Annotated in this window: 20 protein-coding genes and 2 pseudogenes; 7 read left to right on the top strand and 15 right to left on the bottom strand. The window is 50.8% G+C overall.

Translation table 11 applies throughout. The features are described 5' to 3' along the window. Positions 1-77: 77 nt before the first annotated feature. The 4 genes and pseudogenes from mliC to pdxY all read left to right on the top strand — a co-directional run. A pseudogene (mliC, locus tag ABZJ92_RS14725) lies at positions 78-335 on the top strand (C-type lysozyme inhibitor); the annotation flags it as partial. 58 nt (positions 336-393) lie between these two features. Then, positions 394-1,050, top strand: coding sequence for a pyridoxamine 5'-phosphate oxidase (pdxH, locus tag ABZJ92_RS14720; protein ID WP_001282319.1), 657 nt, complete (start codon positions 394-396; stop codon positions 1,048-1,050). 128 nt (positions 1,051-1,178) lie between these two features. Next, the gene (tyrS, locus tag ABZJ92_RS14715; protein WP_001367866.1) at positions 1,179-2,453 is read left to right on the top strand and encodes a tyrosine--tRNA ligase; all 1,275 of its coding nucleotides are present in this window, start codon (positions 1,179-1,181) and stop codon (positions 2,451-2,453) included. 58 nt (positions 2,454-2,511) lie between these two features. Further along, positions 2,512-3,375, top strand: a complete 864-nt coding sequence (gene pdxY / locus ABZJ92_RS14710; RefSeq protein ID WP_000977233.1) for a pyridoxal kinase — start codon at positions 2,512-2,514, stop codon at positions 3,373-3,375. A gap of 43 nt (positions 3,376-3,418) precedes the next feature. Here the strand turns inward: pdxY and gstA are convergent, their stop codons facing one another. The 12 genes from gstA to blr all read right to left on the bottom strand — a co-directional run bounded on the left by gstA (position 3,419) and on the right by blr (position 13,754). Then, positions 3,419-4,024 carry a glutathione transferase GstA gene (gene gstA / locus ABZJ92_RS14705; protein ID WP_000765761.1) on the bottom strand — a complete coding sequence of 202 codons (606 nt, stop codon included), beginning with the start codon at positions 4,022-4,024 and terminating at the stop codon, positions 3,419-3,421. Positions 4,025-4,129: 105 nt separating this feature from the next. Continuing rightward, a complete protein-coding gene (gene dtpA / locus ABZJ92_RS14700) occupies positions 4,130-5,632 on the bottom strand; it encodes a dipeptide/tripeptide permease DtpA (protein WP_000100945.1) in 1,503 nt (500 codons plus the stop codon). 610 nt (positions 5,633-6,242) lie between these two features. Continuing rightward, complete coding sequence (gene nth, locus ABZJ92_RS14695; RefSeq protein ID WP_001030328.1) at positions 6,243-6,878, bottom strand: endonuclease III; 636 nt, start codon at positions 6,876-6,878, stop codon at positions 6,243-6,245. Further along, a complete protein-coding gene (gene rsxE / locus ABZJ92_RS14690) occupies positions 6,878-7,573 on the bottom strand; it encodes an electron transport complex subunit RsxE (protein WP_001289662.1) in 696 nt (231 codons plus the stop codon). The genes nth and rsxE overlap by 1 nt, the downstream gene beginning before the upstream one ends. Before the next feature lie 3 nt (positions 7,574-7,576). Beyond that, entirely contained in the window at positions 7,577-8,197 is a 621-nt protein-coding gene (gene rsxG / locus ABZJ92_RS14685; RefSeq protein WP_000920811.1) for an electron transport complex subunit RsxG, read from the bottom strand. A gap of 3 nt (positions 8,198-8,200) precedes the next feature. Beyond that, complete coding sequence (rsxD, locus tag ABZJ92_RS14680) at positions 8,201-9,259, bottom strand: electron transport complex subunit RsxD (protein WP_000231904.1); 1,059 nt, start codon at positions 9,257-9,259, stop codon at positions 8,201-8,203. Then, the gene (rsxC, locus tag ABZJ92_RS14675; protein WP_025724098.1) at positions 9,260-11,386 is read right to left on the bottom strand and encodes an electron transport complex subunit RsxC; all 2,127 of its coding nucleotides are present in this window, start codon (positions 11,384-11,386) and stop codon (positions 9,260-9,262) included. Beyond that, on the bottom strand, positions 11,379-11,957 hold the full coding sequence (gene rsxB / locus ABZJ92_RS14670) for an electron transport complex subunit RsxB (RefSeq protein ID WP_000991815.1): 579 nt from the start codon (positions 11,955-11,957) through the stop codon (positions 11,379-11,381). Before rsxB ends, rsxC begins: the two co-directional genes overlap by 8 nt. After that, complete coding sequence (rsxA, locus tag ABZJ92_RS14665) at positions 11,957-12,538, bottom strand: electron transport complex subunit RsxA (RefSeq protein WP_000133204.1); 582 nt, start codon at positions 12,536-12,538, stop codon at positions 11,957-11,959. The genes rsxB and rsxA overlap by 1 nt, the downstream gene beginning before the upstream one ends. 76 nt (positions 12,539-12,614) lie before the next feature. Next, positions 12,615-13,055 (bottom strand): DUF2569 domain-containing protein, encoded by a 441-nt coding sequence (locus ABZJ92_RS14660; protein WP_005050275.1) that lies wholly within the window; start codon positions 13,053-13,055, stop codon positions 12,615-12,617. Between the two features lie 85 nt (positions 13,056-13,140). Beyond that, positions 13,141-13,356, bottom strand: coding sequence for a transcription modulator YdgT (ydgT, locus tag ABZJ92_RS14655; RefSeq protein ID WP_000217950.1), 216 nt, complete (start codon positions 13,354-13,356; stop codon positions 13,141-13,143). A 272-nt stretch (positions 13,357-13,628) separates the two neighbouring features. Then, a complete protein-coding gene (blr, locus tag ABZJ92_RS14650; protein WP_001300888.1) occupies positions 13,629-13,754 on the bottom strand; it encodes a division septum protein Blr in 126 nt (41 codons plus the stop codon). Positions 13,755-13,996: 242 nt separating this feature from the next. On the opposite strand from blr, the gene ABZJ92_RS14645 reads away from it, so the two are divergent. Further along, a complete protein-coding gene (locus ABZJ92_RS14645; protein WP_001282516.1) occupies positions 13,997-15,037 on the top strand; it encodes an oxidoreductase in 1,041 nt (346 codons plus the stop codon). A gap of 35 nt (positions 15,038-15,072) precedes the next feature. Here the strand turns inward: ABZJ92_RS14645 and add are convergent, their stop codons facing one another. The 3 genes from add to malX all read right to left on the bottom strand — a co-directional run bounded on the left by add (position 15,073) and on the right by malX (position 18,952). Then, positions 15,073-16,074, bottom strand: a complete 1,002-nt coding sequence (gene add, locus ABZJ92_RS14640; protein ID WP_000567518.1) for an adenosine deaminase — start codon at positions 16,072-16,074, stop codon at positions 15,073-15,075. A gap of 103 nt (positions 16,075-16,177) precedes the next feature. Next, positions 16,178-17,350 carry a bifunctional maltose regulon transcriptional repressor/cystathionine beta-lyase MalY gene (gene malY / locus ABZJ92_RS14635; RefSeq protein WP_000459409.1) on the bottom strand — a complete coding sequence of 391 codons (1,173 nt, stop codon included), beginning with the start codon at positions 17,348-17,350 and terminating at the stop codon, positions 16,178-16,180. A 9-nt stretch (positions 17,351-17,359) separates the two neighbouring features. Next, the gene (gene malX, locus ABZJ92_RS14630; protein WP_353765445.1) at positions 17,360-18,952 is read right to left on the bottom strand and encodes a PTS maltose transporter subunit IICB; all 1,593 of its coding nucleotides are present in this window, start codon (positions 18,950-18,952) and stop codon (positions 17,360-17,362) included. 174 nt (positions 18,953-19,126) lie between these two features. Here malX and malI point away from each other — a divergent pair, with 174 nt between their 5' ends. Together malI and hdhA are read left to right on the top strand one after the other, a co-directional pair. Next, positions 19,127-20,155: a mal regulon transcriptional regulator MalI gene (gene malI, locus ABZJ92_RS14625; protein WP_025745394.1), complete on the top strand. Its 1,029-nt coding sequence runs from the start codon at positions 19,127-19,129 to the stop codon at positions 20,153-20,155. Between the two features lie 111 nt (positions 20,156-20,266). Continuing rightward, positions 20,267-20,881, top strand: a pseudogene (hdhA, locus tag ABZJ92_RS14620) (7-alpha-hydroxysteroid dehydrogenase); the annotation flags it as partial. Positions 20,882-20,953: the final 72 nt, after the last annotated feature.

The raw sequence follows: 20,953 nt of genomic DNA, 5'->3' as shown, positions 1-20,953 counted from the left end.
CACGGGAATATCTGCGGCAGCGGGCTTGTAATGGGTTAAGTGATAACAGATGTCTGGAAATATAGGGGCAAATCCAGGTTGAGCGAATGCAAACCGATACGCTGGAATACCAGTGTGATGAAAAACCGTTGACGGTCAAACTGAATAATCCGCGCCAGGAAGTCAGTTTTGTTTACGATAATCAACTACTGCATCTCAAACAGGGCCTTTCAGCCTCTGGCGCGCGTTACTCCGACGGGATCTATGTTTTCTGGTCGAAAGGTGAGGAAGCGACTGTCTATAAACGCGACCGCATCGTCTTGAATAACTGTCAGTTACAAAATCCACAGCGTTGAGATTTTTCCAGGGGCGGCGCACAATAGCGTCACCCACTGACAATCCGTAAAGAAAACCATGTCTGATAACGACGAATTGCAGCAAATCGCGCATCTGCGCCGTGAATACACCAAAGGCGGGTTACGCCGCCGCGATCTTCCCGCCGATCCATTAACCCTTTTTGAACGTTGGCTCTCTCAGGCTTGTGAAGCCAAACTGGCGGACCCTACCGCGATGGTGGTCGCTACCGTGGATGAACATGGTCAGCCTTATCAGCGCATCGTTTTACTCAAACATTACGACGAAAAAGGCATGGTGTTTTACACCAACCTCGGTAGCCGTAAAGCACATCAAATTGAAAATAATCCGCGCGTTAGCCTGCTGTTCCCGTGGCATACCCTTGAACGCCAGGTGATGGTGATCGGTAAAGCAGAACGACTTTCGACTCTCGAAGTGATGAAATATTTTCATAGCCGCCCGCGTGATAGCCAGATTGGTGCATGGGTTTCGAAGCAGTCCAGTCGCATTTCTGCCCGCGGTATCCTTGAAAGTAAATTCCTGGAGCTGAAGCAGAAGTTTCAACAGGGCGAAGTGCCATTGCCGAGCTTTTGGGGCGGTTTTCGCGTCAGCCTTGAACAGATTGAGTTCTGGCAGGGCGGTGAGCATCGCCTGCATGACCGCTTTTTGTACCAGCGTGAAAATGATGCGTGGAAGATTGATCGTCTTGCACCCTGAAAAGATGCAAAAATCTTGCTTTAATCGCTGGTACTCCTGATTCTGGCACTTTATTCTATGTCTCTTTCGCATCTGGCGAAAAGTCGTGTACCGGCAAAGGTGCAGTCGTTATATACATGGAGATTTTGATGGCAAGCAGTAACTTGATTAAACAATTGCAAGAGCGGGGGCTGGTAGCCCAGGTGACGGACGAGGAAGCGTTAGCAGAGCGACTGGCGCAAGGCCCGATCGCGCTCTATTGCGGCTTCGATCCTACCGCTGACAGCTTGCATTTGGGGCATCTTGTTCCATTGTTATGCCTGAAACGCTTCCAGCAGGCGGGCCACAAGCCGGTTGCGCTGGTAGGCGGCGCGACGGGTCTGATTGGCGACCCGAGCTTCAAAGCTGCCGAGCGTAAGCTGAACACCGAAGAAACTGTTCAGGAGTGGGTGGACAAAATCCGTAAGCAGGTTGCCCCGTTCCTCGATTTCGACTGTGGAGAAAACTCTGCTATCGCGGCGAACAACTATGACTGGTTCGGCAATATGAATGTGCTGACCTTCCTGCGCGATATTGGCAAACACTTCTCCGTTAACCAGATGATCAACAAAGAAGCGGTTAAGCAGCGTCTCAACCGTGAAGATCAGGGGATTTCGTTCACTGAGTTTTCCTACAACCTGTTGCAGGGTTATGACTTCGCCTGTCTGAACAAACAGTACGATGTGGTGCTGCAAATTGGTGGTTCTGACCAGTGGGGTAACATCACTTCTGGTATCGACCTGACCCGTCGTCTGCATCAGAATCAGGTGTTTGGCCTGACCGTTCCGCTGATCACCAAAGCAGACGGCACCAAATTTGGTAAAACTGAAGGCGGCGCAGTCTGGTTGGATCCGAAGAAAACCAGCCCGTACAAATTCTACCAGTTCTGGATCAACACTGCGGATGCCGACGTTTACCGCTTCCTGAAGTTCTTCACCTTTATGAGCATTGAAGAGATCAACGCCCTAGAAGAAGAAGATAAAAACAGCGGTAAAGCACCGCGCGCCCAGTATGTACTGGCGGAGCAGGTGACTCGTCTGGTTCACGGTGAAGAAGGTTTACAGGCGGCAAAACGTATTACCGAATGCCTGTTCAGCGGTTCTTTGAGTGCGCTGAGTGAAGCGGACTTCGAACAGCTGGCGCAGGACGGCGTACCGATGGTTGAGATGGAAAAGGGCGCAGACCTGATGCAGGCGCTGGTCGATTCTGAACTGCAACCTTCCCGTGGTCAGGCGCGTAAAACTATCGCCTCCAATGCCATCACCATTAACGGTGAAAAACAGTCCGATCCTGAATACTTCTTTAAAGAAGAAGATCGTCTGTTTGGTCGTTTTACCTTACTGCGTCGCGGCAAAAAGAATTACTGTCTGATTTGCTGGAAATAATGCATTAAGTGGAAAGGGGGAGTGAGAAATCACTCCCCCTGGTTTTTATACAGGGAACATGATGAAAAATATTCTCGCTATCCAGTCTCACGTTGTTTATGGTCATGCGGGTAACAGTGCGGCAGAGTTTCCGATGCGCCGCCTGGGCGCGAACGTCTGGCCGCTGAACACCGTTCAATTTTCTAATCACACCCAATACGGCAAATGGACTGGCTGCGTGATGCCGCCCAGCCATTTAACCGAAATTGTGCAAGGCATTGCCGCCATTGATAAATTACACACCTGTGATGCCGTATTAAGTGGCTATCTGGGATCGGCGGAGCAGGGTGAACATATCCTCGGTATCGTCCGTCAGGTGAAAGCAGCGAATCCGCAGGCGAAATATTTTTGCGATCCGGTAATGGGTCATCCGGAAAAAGGCTGTATCGTTGCACCGGGTGTCGCAGAGTTTCATGTGCGGCACGGTTTGCCTGCCAGCGATATCATTGCGCCGAATCTGGTTGAGCTGGAAATACTCTGTGAGCATGCGGTAAATAACGTCGAAGAAGCGGTTCTGGCAGCGCGCGAACTCATTGAGCAAGGGCCACAAATTGTGTTGGTTAAACACCTGGCGCGAGCTGGCTACAGCCGTGACCGTTTTGAAATGCTGCTGGTCACCGCCGATGAAGTCTGGCATATCAGCCGTCCACTGGTGGATTTTGGTATGCGCCAGCCGGTAGGTGTTGGTGATGTGACGAGCGGTTTACTGCTGGTGAAACTGCTTCAGGGGGCAACGCTGCAGGAGGCCCTGGAACATGTGACCGCTGCAGTCTACGAAATCATGGTGACCACCAAAGCAATGCAGGAATATGAGCTGCAAGTGGTGGCTGCTCAGGATCGTATTGCCAAACCAGAACATTACTTCAGCGCAACAAAGCTCTGAAATATCTCATTTCGGCCCACAACGACCTGTGGGCCGATGGCTATTACTTTAAGCCTTCCGCTGACAGCGCGTCTTGTACTTCCGGACGTTCAGCCATACGTTGCATAAATGCCGCAATGTGCTCTAACCCTTCCAGATTCAGTTTCACCGCGTATGCCCAGCGCAGAACCGTAAACAGATAGGCATCAGCAATTGTAAATCTTTGCCCGCAGATCCAGTGCTCATCCTTCAGTGCCTCGTTCACATATTGCAGCTTCTTATCCAGCTGCGCGCGAACTGTCGGTTTGTACTCTTCCGGTGTATCTGGGCGAAACAGAGGTGTGAAACCTTTATGCAGCTCGGTGGCGATGTAATTCAGCCATTCGATGGTTTTATAGCGGGAAATACTGTTTACCGGTGCCAGCAACTGGCGGTCGGGGACGCTGTCGGCAAGATACTGCATAATCGCAACGCCTTCCGTCAGCAAAGTACCATCGTCCAGCAGCAATGCAGGCACCTGCCCCTTAGGGTTAACGGAAAAGTAATCGTCACCGTTTTCGAGACGTTTTTTCATTAAATCCACACTGACGAGCGTAAAATCCTTTCCGCTCTCACGCAGGGTGATATGGGAAGCGAGAGAGCAGGCGCCCGGTTTGTAGAACAATTTCATCGGTAACTCCTTTTGTCTGTGGTTTAAAGTATGGTAGTGCGTTGCTGAACAAAAAAAAAGCCGCTAACGAAAAGTTAGCGGCTTGTAAAAGAGTTTCCCTGAATTTTACGCTACAGTAGCTTTCGCCGCTTTGTCTGCAGCGTCATCCTGCGTCATGCGGTGCAGTTTAGGCGCGGTCAGCAGCATCAGTACTGCAATAACGGCAGTAGCGACACCAATCTGCAAGAATACGCGACCATAGACTTCCAGTGACATCAGCGGGTCGGTAACGTTATCCGGCACAGCCATCATACCCGCAACATAACCACCAATCAGGTTTGCACCGGCAGTGGTCAGGAACCAGCTACCCATAATGAAGCCCATCAGACGCTGCGGAACGAGTTGTGCAACCATTGCCAGACCCAGACCAGAGATCATCAGTTCCCCGATGCTCTGCAGGCCATAGCTTGCGACCAGCCAGCTGACAGACACGATACCTGCGTCAGACGCGAATTTCGCACCCAGCGGCAGAATCAGGAACGCACCAGAACACATCACCATGCCGATTGCAAACTTGGTTGGCATCGGCAGGGTATCACCCATCTTGTTATAGATAGCGGCCAGAATCGGACTACCGATGATGATCCAGAACGGGTTCAGTGCCTGATACTGCTCAGGTTCTACGGCCAGACCCAGAATGGAGTGCTCAACGTTACGAATCGCAAAGAAGTTCAGTGACGTTGGCATCTGGCTGTACAGCACGAAGAAGATGATTGCTTCGAGCATCAGGATGAAGGCAACGATCATTTTACGACGCGCAGCACCTTTCATCGCGAAAGCTTCTTTACCGAAGATAACCACAATACCGAAGGCAACAACGCCCAGCGCCATACGCGCAACTTCCTGATTGTGCAGTAGCCAGGTGGCAACAGCGATCAGCGCCACAACACCAATAATGGTCAGCAACAGGTTACGGTAGTTGACTGGTTCAAAGTCTGGTTTTGAACCGTACTGTTTAACCCAGCGTTGGCAGAAGGCGAAGTTAACGATAGTGATCAGCAGGCCTACAACGCTCAACGCAAACGCAACACTCCAGCCGTATTTCGCGGCCAGCCACGGGGTGGCTATCATAGAGAAGAAAGAGCCGATGTTGACGGACATGTAGTACATGGTGAATGCACCGTCCAGACGTGGGTCGTTTTTCTCATAGCATGTAGAAAGCAGAGAAGACGGGTTAGCTTTAAACAGGCCGTTACCGACCGCAATAGCCGCCATACCCATATAAACAATACCGGCGTCGTGACCAGACCAGGCAACCAGAGCATAACCAATCGCCAGCACAATAGCGCCGAGCATAATTACGCGTTTAGTACCCAGTACCTTGTCACCTAACCAGCCGCCGATAGCGACCAGACCATAAACCAGGGCACTAAAGGAAGAGAAAAGGGTGATTGAATCCGCTTCAGACATACCCAGTTGTTTAACCAGGTAAACAGCCATAATTCCTTGTAGGCCGTAATAACCAAAACGTTCCCATAACTCAATCGAGAAGATGAGATAGAACGCCTTCGGTTGTTTGAAAGCGTTCAAACTGACGCTTTCAGTTGGTTTTTGGTTTGCAGTGGACACTTTTACCTCTTTTTTTACATCCCATATTAACGGGGGTGCTTTCTCGCGTTATGTCTAAAAAACATACGCGCAATTGTTATAGTGGGAGGGGAAACGGCAGGTAATGTTCACTATCTTGCACTTTCAGACAAGTCCTTTGTAATAATCTGTTACATATAACTGAGGCGGGGAATTCAACCATTCCGGGAAATGTTATCCAGCGTTAAATTTTTCAAAAAACGTAACGGCAGATTTTTTCACTGCATTGAGAGGGGGATGATGGCTTGGCGGCGATATGTTCTGCTATTTAGCGTTTTTCCTAGTGAGATAGTCCAGTTTCTGAAAAATAGCCAGTGTAATGTTTTGCAGGTCAATATTTGTTGCGTGTGTAAATTTAAATCATTTTAACCTGATTCTTGCAATGTTTTTACATTGCCACAGCATCGTGATCTTGATCACGAATGAATAGAAAATTTCGCTATTAAAAAAACAATTAACCTGCATTTTTGGTTATCCGCAAACGGATTACCTGATGATAACGCTAAGCAATGGCATCATTGACGTTAAAAAGATGTTTTAAAAGAGGATAAAGAAAGGTTATCAATGGGGTAATCGGTGTTACCCCTTTTCTTCAGATGTCAACTTTCTCTTTGTATTCACAAAGATCTTCAATAATACAAGAGCCACAGCGGGGCTTGCGGGCAATGCAGGTATAACGCCCGTGCAGGATCAACCAATGGTGGCAGTCGACTTTAAACTCTGCCGGAACCACTTTCAGTAGCTTTTCTTCTACCTGTTCGACGTTTTTCCCCGGCGCAAATTGAGTACGATTACAAACGCGGAAAATGTGCGTGTCGACAGCAATAGTCGGCCAGCCGAATGCAGTGTTTAATACGACGTTGGCTGTTTTACGACCTACGCCGGGCAGGGCTTCAAGCGCAGCACGATCTTCCGGAACCTCGCCATTATGTTGTTCCAGTAATATACGGCAGGTTTTGATGATATTTTCTGCTTTGCTGTTATAAAGGCCAATCGTTTTGATATAGGTTTTCACCCCTTCAACGCCTAGTTCAAGCATCGCTGCAGGCGTATTCGCCACCGGGTAGAGTTTCGCCGTCGCCTTATTAACACTGATATCGGTCGCCTGAGCGGAAAGCAGTACGGCAATCAGCAATTCAAAAGGCGAACTGAAATTAAGCTCGGTGGTGGGATGAGGATTGTTCTCACGCAGGCGAGTGAGGATCTCCAGACGTTTTGCTTTGTTCATCAGACATTCCCTGTTTCACCGTTTGGCAATGCACGTTCGGCAGCTGCTTCAGCACGGCGCTTTTTCATTCTTTCATCAATCAGGTATTTTCCTGCCAGCATCAGTCCCAAGCCAATAAATGCACCTGGTGGCAGCATCGCCAGCAGGAAAGGGGAGTCGGTGTGGAAAATCTCCACGCGTAATACTTTTGCCCAGCTACCTAACAGCGCATCTGCACCGTCAAACAACGTGCCATTGCCGATAATTTCGCGTAGTGAACCCAGCACGAACATGGCGCAGGTTGCGCCCGTACCAATTGAAAAGCCGTCCAGTGCCGAAAGCGCCGGACCTTTTTTGGCGGCGAAGGCTTCAGCGCGGCCCACAACGATACAGTTAGTGACAATCAGCGGAATAAAAATCCCTAATGATTGATACAGGCCAAAGGCGTAGGCGTTGATCAGCATCTGTACAGCGCTGACCACCGAGGCGATGATCATCACGTAAATGGGAATGCGGATCTCGGCTGGCGTCCAGTGACGCAGCGTCGAAATGGTCAGGTTGGTCAGCGTCAGTACCAGCGTAGTCGCAAGTCCTAAACCCAGAGCGTTAGTGGCAGTGGATGTGACCGCCAATAGCGGACAAAGGCCGAGCAGTTGGACCAGTGCAGAGTTGTTTTTCCACAACCCCTGAACAATAACGTCTTTAATTTCGCTCACGCTTTATTCTCCACAGGCAGGAAGTTGAGAAAGTTGTGCCGGTAACGTCTGAGCGTACAATCCGGCGCGTTTTACCGCATTAACCACCGCGCGGGGAGTAATCGTCGCGCCGGTGAACTGGTCGAAATCACCACCATCTTTCTTCACCGCCCAGTGCGCATCATCCGCACCACTGATTTTTTTTCCCGCAAAATGGGTGAGCCAGTCAGAAAGGCGCAATTCGATTTTATCGCCAAGCCCTGGCGTTTCGTGGTGCTCTGTCACGCGCGTGCCAAGTACCGTGCCATTAAAATCGGCTCCCACCAGCAGCTGAATCGCACCGGAATAGCCATCTGGCGCGGTTGCTTCCAGAACGGCGGCTACCGGTTTGTCATCCTGTTTGGCGATGTAAACCCGATGCTCACCTTTACCTAACTCTGGCGCAGTTACCAGATAGCAACTCTGTGCGAGCGCATTGTTATAGCGTTCGGCTGGCAGCACCTGATCAAATAACGTCTTTTGTTGCAGACTGGCCTGTTCAGCAATTGTCGTTTTGGTCATCTGGTTGATGGCCGCAGTTAACCCTGTAGAACCCGCTGCAAATAGTGCCAGTGTAATGCCGTGTTTTCGGATAGTTTTCAGCATGGTTTACCCTTTGCGATGGCCGTAGACGCGCGGACGCGTGTAGTAATCGATCAGAGGAACCGTGATGTTCGCCAGCAGGACGGCAAAAGCCACGCCGTCAGGATAGCCGCCGAAACTGCGGATCAACCAGACTAATAAGCCCGCCAGCGCGCCGAACATCAGCCGACCACGATTGGTCGTAGAAGCAGTAACTGGGTCAGTCAAAATAAAGAATGCGCCGAGCATAGTCGCACCAGACAGCAGATGAATTTGCGGTGCTGCCAGTGTTTCTGGTGAGAACAACCAGCCCAACGTTGCGCATAACGCCAGCGTTACTAAGAAGCTGAGGGGAATATGCCAGCGAATCGCTTTCTGCCATAGCAACCACACGCCACCAGCCAGCCAGGCGAGATTTACCCATTGCCAACCAGCGCCCGCCAGAATACCGCTGTAGATCGGATATTGCATAATCTGTTCAACCGAATGACCTGCGCGGACAGAGGTTTTGAATGTATCCAGCGGTGTCGCCTGACTAATGCCATCAATACCTAAGCGTAGCGTATTCATATCACCACCACTGGCGGTATGACCGCTGAAAATAACCTGTATGGCGTCGATAAAACCAGGGATGTTGACCGCAATTTCATGTGGCGGTAACCAGCTGGTCATCTGCACCGGGAAGGAGATCAGTAAGACCACATAACCAATCATTGCCGGATTAAACGGGTTTTGCCCCAGACCGCCATACAACTGTTTAGCGATGATCACCGCAAACACCGTACCCAGTACGACCATCCACCATGGCGCTAGGGGGGGAATACTTACCGCCAGCAATAAGCCTGTCAGCAATGCTGAGTTATCTTTCAACGTTGCGGCTACCGACTGCTTGCGTAGTTTGAGTACGAGAGCTTCGGCTAACAGAGCACTGACCGACGCCAACAGGATCTGAACGAGAGTACCCCAACCAAAAAACCGCAGTTGCGCTGCGATTCCTGGCACGGCTGCGAGCAACACCAACAGCATAATGCGCGATGTCTGGCGCTGGTTATGGGTATAAGGGGAGCTAGCTATTCTGAATACCATTTAGTCCTCGTTTACAACCTTTTGCTGGGCGGCTTTTTTGGCCTGAACGCGGGCAATAGCCGCGGCAACTGCGGCTTTGCGCGGATCGACCTGTTCTTCTGGTTCCGCATTAGCCTGTTGCTGTTCCAGCTTGCGTGCTTTGGCGCGGGCAATAGCGGCTTCGACGGCAGCTTTGCGCGGATCAACCTGTTCTTCTGGCTCCGCATTGGCCTGTTGCTGTTCCAGCTTGCGTGCTTTGGCGCGGGCAATAGCGGCTTCGACGGCGGCTTTGCGCGGATCGACCTGTTCTTCTGGTTCCGCATTAGCCTGTTGCTGTTCCAGCTTGCGCGCTTTGGCACGGGCAATAGCGGCTTCGACGGCGGCTTTGCGCGGATCGACCTGTTCTTCTGGTTCCGCATTAGCCTGTTGCTGTTCCAGCTTGCGCGCTTTGGAGCGGGCGATAGCTGCTTCAACGGCAGTTTTACGTGGTTCAGCAACGGTTGCTGCGTCGTTAGTTTGCTCCAGTTCTGCCTGTTTCGCTCTGGCTTGCGCTTTACGGGCTTCCCGTTCTGCAATAATTGCACTGTTATCCGGGCGTTCGCCCGCTTTAATCACAATAGGCTGTGTAGCCTGGGCCTGTTTCTCTTTCACCCGCGCCAGAGCGGCAGCAATCGCATCTTTATCTTTGGCTGCAGGTTGAACGGCTGCGCTCTTATGTCGTTCAAGGCGAGTCGCTTTTTCGCGCTCCAGACGAGCCTGGCGCGCTTCGAAACGCGCTTTGGCTTCTGCGGCGCGCTTTTCTTCCTGACGAATAGCCGCAATTTCAGCTTTTTCCTGACGGAAATATTGCACCAAGGGAATATTGCTCGGGCAAACCCACGCGCAAGCCCCACATTCAATGCAGTCGGCAATGTTATGCGTGGTAGCTTTATCGTGTTGCTGACCTTTGCTGAACCAGTACAACTGTTGCGGCAAAAGATCCACAGGGCAGGCGTCAGCACAGGCGCTACACCGGATGCAGCTTTGTTCTTCCTGTGGTTCGCCAAGTTCATTGGCAGAGGGAGCCAACAGACAGTTGGTAATCTTTACGACCGGGACATCCAGCCATGGCAAGGTAAAGCCCATTAGCGGGCCACCCATAATCACCATTTGATCGGCAGAGGGGCAGAATCCGGCATCATTCAATAAATGACGCACTGGCGTCCCCAGCCGTGCCCAGACGTTGCCCGGGCGAGCGATTGCTTCGCCAGTCAGGGTTACAACACGCTCGGTAATCGGCTCGCCATCAATAACGGCACGTTTCACTGCATAAGCAGTGCCGACGTTTTGCATTAATACGCCGATATCGGATGAACGCCCGCCATGTGGAACCTGCTTCCCGGTCAGAATGTAGGTTAATTGTTTAGCACCGCCAGAAGGATATTTGGTTGGAATCACCCGCAGAGAAATATCGTTAGAGTCCGCCAGCACCGCGCGCAGCATGGAAATCGCCTGCGGTTTGTTATCTTCAATGCCGATAAGAATTTCGCGTGGCTGCAGAATATGCGCAAGAATGCGAATACCCTCTACGACCTGAGCCGCGCAATCCTGCATCAAACGGTCATCGGCGGTAATGTACGGCTCGCACTCAGCAGCGTTGATAATCAACGTTTCAATCTTATCTCCACCACCCTGCAATTTAACGCCTGTCGGGAATCCGGCACCGCCCAGCCCGGCAACACCAAACTGATGTATGCGCTCGATTAACTCTTCGCGACTGCGAGAGCGATAATCGACCCAGCCGTCGCGCGGGATCCAGCAGTCTTCACCATCGGCATCAATAATCACGCTTAATTCAGCTAAAGCTGAAGGATGAGCCGTAGAGTGGGGCGCAATAGCCGTAACGGTACCCGAGGTGGGCGCGTGAACAGGCAGCATTTTGCCGCGACCACGGGTAAGCGGCTGGCCGCGCAATACTTTATCGCCGACGCTAACGCACAACTCACCTTCAGCGCCAATATGCTGTTTCAGTGGAATAACAAAATGCTGCGCCAGTAGTACCTGGCGCAGGGGGGTACCGTTGGTCTGGGTTTTCATCTCCGGTGGATGGATGCCGCCGTTGAAATCCCAGATTTTATTTTTTCTGAATGCAGAGAATAACTTAAGCATGGTGTTCCACGGGAATGATACGCACGGGAATGGTGTTCAGATCCCATTTCCAGGAGTCAGGTGTTTCTGCGACCGGTTGCAACGAGATGCAGTGCGTCGGGCACGGATCAACACATAAATTGCAGCCCGTACAGAGATCACTCATTACCGTATGCATGACACGGGTAGCGCCAACGATGGCGTCTACCGGACAAGCCTGAATACATTTAGTGCAGCCAATACAGTTATTTTCATCAATAACCGCCACCATCCGCGCAGGCGTTAGCTCTTGCGCTTCGCCATCCAGCGGCTGCGGCTCGACATTAAGCAACTCGGCAATTTTTAGCATCACAGCTTCGCCACCTGGGGCGCAACGGTTGATTTTTTCACCGTTACAGCTGATGGCTTCCGCGTAGGGGCGACAGCCGGGATAACCGCACTGACCACACTGGCTCTGCGGTAAGATTTCGTCAATTTTCTCAACGACCGGATCGTCTTCCACCGCAAAACGGCGGGAGGCATAACCCAGAATGGCGCCAAACGCCAGGCCCAGCAGGCTCACGGCGGCAACGGCAATCCAGATAGCATTCATTACAACTTCACCAAACCACTAAAGCCCATAAAGGCCAGAGACATAAGACCTGCGGTAATTAACGCAATGGCATTACCGCGAAAAGGTGCCGGGACATCAGCCACAGCAAGGCGTTCGCGGATGGCGGCGAAGAGCACCATCACCAGCGAGAAACCGACAGCGGCGGAAAAACCGTACAGCGCCGACTGCAAGAAATTGTGCCCGAGATTGATATTCAGCAACGCCACGCCGAGCACTGCACAGTTGGTGGTGATAAGCGGCAAAAAAATCCCCAGCAGACGGTAAAGCACCGGGCTGGTTTTGCGCACCACCATCTCGGTGAACTGCACGACCACAGCAATCACCAGAATAAATGCCAGGGTGCGCAGGTAAATCAGATTAAGTGGGATCAAAATCCACGTATCGATAAGCCAGGCGCAAATAGACGTCAGCGTCATCACAAACGTTGTTGCCAGCCCCATGCCCATCGCGGTTTCCAGTTTTTTGGAAACCCCCATAAACGGACAGAGACCGAGAAACTTGACCAGTACAAAGTTATTGACCAGTACAGTTCCGACAAACAGTAACAGGTAGTCAGTCATTTTTCGGCCTGAAATAAAAAAGCCGCCTATTATCCGTTAATCCAGAGCAGGCGACAACAGGTTAACTGTAAGGTTATTACGGATTCACAAACGTCGCTTTTACCCGCGACGAGCGTTTGAAATAGGGGACGATCAATGCGGTTGCCAACAAAGTAAACAGCAACTGGCGAACGGCTATGCCAACTTCCACGGGTGAAAAAGCGAATGCTTTTACTGCCAGCAATACGGAAATAAGCAGCCAGATAATATAGTGTTTAGGAACACAACGCCGACGTTTAAAGAAAGCGATGGTCAACCACAGTGTGTAATACCACATGGCGATAGCGGTAATAAAAGAAACGCCCCATAAGATTTGTGTCGTCAGTGCTTGTCCGCCGAGCGTTTGAAATGTTTGCGGAGAAGATAACGCAGCGGTATACAGCAACAACGCCAGCGTCGTACTCAACAGAGCGACTAAAAGCCAGGCCAACGGGCCAAGCAACCAGCCTCCAATACGTTGTGGCGTTGTGGTGGTCATAGGTTCTCCAGAATAGCGACGCAAACAGGCAAATCTAATTTTAGGGGCGTTATTATAAGGCTTTTATAACCGATCGCTACTTTCTTTATTGGACATAGTGCCAGACGGACTTCGGTACCTGGCCGAGGTCAAACAAACGCCCGCCAGAAACCAGCTCTGCGCGACGGTGATCGGCAGCACGATACATATTGATCAGTTCCTGATCGTCCGTCAGGGTGTAATTAAGATGGTCGTAGAGTTTTTCCAGACTTTCGAGTGAACTGATTTTGCGAAATTTTAATAAGTAGTCCTGAACAGTCATAAAAGGTCCATAAAATAATTAATACCAAAGGGGTAGGTATTATTAGTGATGATAAAATTTCACCAAAAGTGAACGCTTGTGTTATTACAATAATAAGAATGCGCTGATGGCAAATATTCAGGGATGAAAAACTGCTCTGAAAAGAGTAACGCGCTTTACTATCCCTGACAATCACCAACAACATCGAACAAGATAATAAATTCCTGGTTTAATATCCGACAAGTGAAAACATGCACCCGGACGGGCAGCATGTCGCTCCACAAGTGCAGAGCTTACTTGTGTTGTACCGAAGCACTCTGTTCAGGTGGCTGATAGTTGTCAATGTGACTCGCCACGCCAAGAAGAATGACTGAAACGACAAGAACGATCCAACCTGTTAATTCAATAAGACGATTCATTACAGCCCACATCTCTCTTGATTGATCCATTAACTTCAGGGGGTAAATGTTACTTAGCAATAATAGCTCCAGCAAGATTTTTACTGAGGTTTTTGCGATATTTAGCTTTTGTCGTTGGAAAATTCGCTATTTTTTTGACTTAAGTTAAACAACATCCCTTATTGCTGGCAGGTTATTAAACTGTTGAGCGTGGGTAAAGGATAGTGTCAAATAGCCATCATACTTCAATGAGAGGCAATGACATGAGCGACAACATCCGTGTTGGGTTGATTGGGTATGGTTATGCGAGCAAAACCTTCCATGCGCCCCTGATTGCGGGCACGCCCGGGCTGGAACTGGCGGTAATCTCCAGCAGTGATGAAACAAAAGTAAAAGCCGACTGGCCAACGGTTACGGTTGTCTCTGAGCCGAAGCATCTGTTTAACGATCCCAACATAGACCTGATTGTCATTCCTACACCCAACGATACCCATTTCCCGTTAGCCAAAGCGGCGCTTGAGGCGGGTAAACATGTGGTCGTTGATAAACCCTTTACCGTGACACTGTCACAAGCGCGAGAGCTGGATGCGCTGGCAAAAAGCCTGGGGCGTGTGCTGTCTGTATTCCATAACCGCCGTTGGGATAGCGATTTCTTGACGCTAAAAGGTTTGCTCGCGGAAGGCGTGCTGGGTGAAGTTGCTTACTTTGAGTCTCATTTTGACCGCTTCCGTCCGCAGGTGCGCGATCGTTGGCGTGAACAGGGCGGCCCAGGCAGCGGTATCTGGTACGATTTAGCACCGCATCTTCTTGATCAGGCCATTACGCTATTTGGTTTACCGGTCAGCATGACGGTAGATTTGGCACAGTTACGGCCCGGAGCGCAGTCGACCGATTATTTCCACGCCATCTTGTCCTATCCACAGCGGCGAGTCATTTTACACGGTACCATGCTGGCAGCCGCTGAGTCAGCACGGTATATCGTGCATGGATCCCGAGGCAGTTATGTGAAATATGGCCTCGATCCACAGGAAGAACGTCTGAAAAATGGCGAGCGTCTGCCGCAGGAAGACTGGGGCTACGATATGCGTGATGGCGTACTTACCCGCGTGGAAGGTGAGGAACGTGTCGAAGAAACGCTGTTGACGGTGCCTGGGAATTATCCGGCTTACTATGCGGCGATTCGTGATGCGTTAAATGGCGATGGTGAAAATCCGGTTCCGGCAAGCCAGGCAATCCAGGTAATGGAGTTGATTGAGCTGGGCATCGAATCCGCCAAACATCGCGCGACGTTGTGCCTTGCGTGAAAAATGGATGGTGCAATTTGCACCATCCATTTTTGTTACTTCGCGGCGACTTTTTCTCGCAGTGCGCGTTTTTCCTCTGCGCTGAGGAAAGCCATTTCCAGACCATTAATCTGTGCCTGGCGGATTTGCTCACGGGATAACCCAGCAGCTGGCGCGGCAACGGTATATTCGTGAATGATATCCACTCCCTGTACGCCGGGATCGTCAGTGTTAATGCTGGCACGAATGCCATGCTCAAGGAACGTTTTCAGCGGATGTGCAGCCAGCTCTGCTACGGTGCTGGTCTGAATATTGGAGGTCAGACAGGATTCAATACCAATTTGTTGCTCGGCGAGAAAATCCATCAGCGCCCGATCTTCAATGGCTTTTACGCCATGTCCAATACGCTCCGCACCCAGTTCACGAATCGCCTGCCAGATGCTTTCCGGCCCGGCAGCTTCGCCTGCATGGACGGTAATATGCCAGCCCGCATCACGCGCGCGGTTGAAGTGAGAAAGGAACAGACTTCCCGGGAATCCAAGTTCATCACCAGCTAAATCAAGTGCGGTAATCTGGTCACGGTGGGCTAAAAAGGCCTCCAGCTCTTGCTGACAGGCGGCTTCGCCGAAGGTTCGGCTCATAATGCCGATAAGCTTCGCCTGCACACCAAAGGTGCGGCAACCTTCACGTACGCCATCGATCACCGCTTCGACAACACCCGCTACAGGCAGCTTATGTGCCATTGCCATGTAGCCTGGTGAAAAACGCAGCTCGACATAGCGCAGGCCGTTACGGGCTGCATCTTCAATGTTTTCAAATGCCACGCGGCGGCAGGCATCAAGAGAGGCGAGAACTTTAACGCCCCAGTCAAGTTTGGTCAGAAAGCTCACCAGATCGGGTTCGTTGGCAATGACCTGAACGTGGGGAATCAGTGTTTCAAGGGATTGTGCAGGAAGCGAGATATTATACTGGCGGCCAAGTTCAAGAATGGTCTGGGGACGAATGTTGCCATCAAGGTGGCGATGGATATCAGTTAATGGCAGGGTGGTATCAATCATGGTCGCACTCTTTTTCTGGATATAAAAGTGCGCACCATTATAAAAACAAAGCAGGGTAAAAATCCACGATTGCGCAACGATTTTTTACGTTGCGCAATTGGGGTTAGCGAACAGCGCGGATGGCGTTTATTAATCCAGCCACACCTTTTTCCAGTTTCGAACGTGGGCAGCCGGCATTGAGACGGACAAAACCACGACCTTCTTCACCATAGGTATACCCCGGCATGATCGCGACTTTTTCTTGCTCGATAAGCGCTTTTTGCAACGCGTTGTCGTCAATATTCAACGGACGTAGATCAAGCCAGGCCAGATAAGTGGATTGCGGGATCTGCCAGTTGAGTTCAGGAAACGCGGCGTTCATTTTATCTGAGATATACGTCAGGTTATCTTTCAGATAGACGCGTAAGGCATCCAGCCACGGTGCACCTTGCTGATAGGCGGCGATATGGGCAGTTAACGCCAGTACCGAAGGGGAAGAAAGCCCATCACGTCCTTTCAGTGCCGATAAATAGGCATCACGGCTGCTGCTATTTTCTATAATCCCGTAAGCACCGGTCAGCGCGGGAATATTGAAACTTTTCGATCCCGATGTCAGCAACGCCCAGTCTCCCCGCGCCACATTACTCCAGGGAATATGCGGCTGCTCGCCCCAGACCATATCCATATGGATTTCATCGGAAATAACCCGCACATCATGACGCTCGCACAGGTCAGCCATGATCTCCAGCTCATCGCACGTCCACACTTTCCCGGTAGGATTCTGTGGGTTACACAGGAGCATAATTTTACATTCTGGTTTCGCCAAAACGGCTTCCAGCTTGCCCATATCGCAAAACCAGCCGTCAGCCTGCTTCTCTAAAGCAACGGGCATTACTGTGCGCTGGTTACCTTCAATGGCCTTGTAAAATGCGTCATAGGCGGGCGTGTGGATCACCACGCCTTCACCTGTTTCAGACCACTGACGAATCAGTTCTGAAACCATATAGATGACAGAAGGGCCATACACCACCGTCTGCGTATCAATTGCGGTGTAATGCTGGGTGGAAAACCAGTGGGCAATAGCCGCGAGAAACTCATCGTTTTTCCAGCGGCTGTAGCCAAATACGCCGTGCATCAGGCGCTGATTCAGCGCCTCGATAATGCAGGGGGCAGTGGCAAAATCCATGTCTGAAATCGTGAACGGTAACAGGTCAGCAGTGCCGAAACGGTCAGCGACATAATCCCACTGTGTACACCATGTGCCATGACGATCCACGACCTTTGAAAAATCGAACATATCTTATCCTTATGCCTGGACAGTATGCATCAGACCGGCCATTTCATCTTTTACTGACTGAACTTGTGGCCCGATAACAACCTGCAGGTTATGTTGATTAAGTTGTACTACGCCAATTGCCCGATTGTCCTTCAGTGCCTGCACATTAACAAGCGACATATCTTCCACAGACAAACGCAGACGGGTAATGCAGTTATCGAGGCTGACAATATTGTCGGCACCGCCTAATGCTTCGAGGATTGCAGGAACGTTGTAACCTGATTTACCCGGCGCACCGGCAACGGCTTTTTCGATTGAGCTGGCAACTTCGCTATCGCGCCCCGGGGTTTTCAGATTGAAGCGGGTGATAGCGAAACGGAAGATGACGTAGTAAACGACAAACCAGATTGCCGCCACCACTGGCACCATGTACCACTTGGTTGACAGACCATGCAAAATACCGAACACCACGAAGTCGATGATATTGCCGTCGGTATTACCGATGGTGACGCCGAGCACAGACATGACGGTGAAGCCGAGGCCGGTTAACAGCGCGTGGATGACATACAGAACTGGCGCTACGAACAGGAACAGGAATTCCAGCGGTTCGGTAGTGCCGCCAACGACGCAGGCGATCAGGCCAGAAATCAGCAGACCTTTAATTTTATGGCGATTTTCCGGGCGCGCGCAGTGATACATAGCTAACGCTGCACCTGGTAGACCGCCGAGAAACGCAGGCATTTTACCTTGCGAAAGGAAACGCGTGACGCTTTCAGAAAAACCGTGAGTGGTCGGGCAACTCAATTGCGCCTGGAAGATGGTCAGTGCGCCGCTGACGGTTTGACCGCAGACCTCCTGCGTGCCGCCTGCGTCGGTAAAGCGAATTAATGCCACCAGAATGTGATGCAGACCAAACGGCAACAGCAGACGTTCACCGGTACCAAACAGCATCGGTCCGAAATCACCCGCGCTGTTTATCATATGGCCCAAGCCGCTAATACCCATGGCGAAAATCGGCCAGACTAATGGAATCACCAGGCCGACAAGGCCCATCACCAGCGAGGAGATAATTGGTACGAAGCGCGTACCGCCGAAGAATGCCAGCGCATCCGGCAGGCGGATATTATGGAAACGCTCATGCAGCATCCAGACGATAATACCGGCGATCACCGCACCGAGGATCCCGGTATCGATCGACTGGATCCCAAGAATGCTCTGGATGTTATTGGCTTTCAGAACGGCGGCATCTGTGGTTGGCAGAATGCCTTTATTGGTCAACCAGAAGTTTACCGCGAGGTTCATTACCGCATAACCGACGAAGCCAGCGAATGCCGCTACGCCTTTATTTTCGCGTGCCAGGCCCAGCGGGATGGCGATACAGAACATGACAGGCAGGAAACTAAAAGCAAACGAGCCAATCTTACTCATCCTGGTAAAGATAGCCTGCAACACGGGGTTGCCCAGGACCGGGATCAGGGTTATGACATCATGGCTGCTAAGAGAACTACCAATGCCGAGCATAATGCCGCAGAACGACAATAATGCCACGGGTAACATGAAGGTTTTGCCTAACTGCTGGAAGAACTCCCACAGCGTGACTTTCGGTGCTGTTTTCGCCGTCATAAAACGACTCCTCGTAGAGAACAATCTGGATTCAGTAAATTGCGCGAGAAGATAAAACGTTTTATCAAATTTTAGTGAGTCATAAATCACATTACGCAACGATAATAGCGGGTATAAGATAAATAAAAGGTAAAACGTTTTATCTGTCACATAATCAGGGAGTAGGTCATCTGCATGGCTACCGCCAAAAAAATAACCATTCATGATGTTGCGCTGGCTGCGGGCGTGTCGGTAAGTACCGTTTCGCTGGTGCTTAATGGCAAAGGGCGAATCTCTACCGCCACAGGAGAACGCGTTAACGCCGCCATTGAAGAGCTGGGATTTGTGCGCAATCGCCAGGCGTCGGCGCTGCGCGGCGGGCAAAGCGGCGTCATTGGTTTGATCGTCCGTGATTTATCTGCGCCGTTTTACGCCGAATTGACGGCCGGATTGACGGAAGCTCTGGAAGCACAGGGACGGATGGTTTTTTTGCTTCACGGCGGTAAAGACGGCGAGCAGCTGGCACAGCGGTTTTCACTGTTACTGAATCAGGGTGTCGATGGTGTGGTAATTGCCGGGGCTGCAGGAAGCAGCGATGACCTGCGGCGGATGGCAGAAGAAAAAGCTATCCCGGTGATTTTCGCTTCCCGTACCAGTTATCTTGATGATGTTGATACGGTTCGCCCGGACAACATGCAGGCTGCACAGTTGTTGACGGAGCATCTCATTCGCAATGGGCATCAGCGGATCGCCTGGCTGGGAGGGCAAAGTTCCTCATTAACCCGTGCAGAACGGGTGGGGGGCTATTGTGCAACTCTACTAAAATTTGGCCTGCCGTTTCACAGCGATTGGGTGTTGGAGTGCACTTCCAGCCAGAAGCAAGCCGCGGAAGCTATCACGGCGCTTTTACGTCATAACCCGACCATCAGTGCCGTGGTTTGCTATAACGAAACTATTGCGATGGGGGCATGGTTTGGTTTGCTGAAAGCAGGGCGGCAAAGCGGGGAAAGCGGAGTCGATCGTTACTTTGAGCAACAGGTTTCGCTGGCGGCATTTACCGATGCGACACCAACCACACTTGATGATATACCTGTTACCTGGGCCAGCACGCCAGCGCGGGAACTTGGTATCACACTTGCGGATCGCATGATGCAAAAAATCACCCATGAAGAGACGCATTCACGCAATCTTATTATTCCCGCCCGGCTCATTGCGGCGAAATAATCCTCTCTTTATCTGCTATACTTGGTAGTGTCCTTTCCTCAAGGTTAATGATAAAAAATGTGGCACACAGGCGGTGCCTTTTATTTTTACTGAAGTTCACAGGAGGTTTATGTGTTTAATTCTGACAACCTGAGACTCGACGGAAAATGCGCCATCATCACAGGTGCGGGTGCAGGTATTGGTAAAGAAATCGCCATTACATTCGCGACAGCTGGCGCATCTGTGGTGGTCAGTGATATTAACGCCGACGCAGCTAACCATGTTGTAGACGAAATTCAACAACTGGATGGTCAGGCATTTGCCTGGCGTTGTGATATTACTTCCGAACAGGAACTCTCTGCACTGGCAGACTTTGCCGTCAGTAATCTGGGTAAAGTTGATATCCTGGTTAACAACGCCGGTGGCGGTGGTCCTAAACCGTTTGATATGCCAATGGCAGATTTTCGCCGTGCTTATGAACTGAATGTGTTTTCTTTTTTCCATCTGTCACAACTTGTTGCGCCAGAAATGGAAAAAAATGGAGGTGGCGTTATTCTGACCATCACTTCTATGGCGGCAGAAAATAAAAATATAAACATGACTTCCTATGCATCATCTAAAGCTGCGGCCAGTCATCTGGTCAGAAATATGGCATTTGACCTGGGTGAAAAAAATATTCGGGTGAATAGCATTGCGCCGGGGGCAATATTAACCGATGCCCTGAAATCCGTTATTACACCAGAAATTGGGTAATGCTGCCAACTTACTGATTTAGTGTATGATGGTGATTTTAAGGTGCTTGCGTGGCTTCCATTTCCA

This window comes from Shigella sp. FJ200513, from assembly GCF_040495915.1.
Taxonomy (GTDB): domain Bacteria; phylum Pseudomonadota; class Gammaproteobacteria; order Enterobacterales; family Enterobacteriaceae; genus ECMA0423.
Note: the sequence above shows the minus strand (reverse complement) of the source record. Positions and strands in the feature narration are given on the sequence as shown.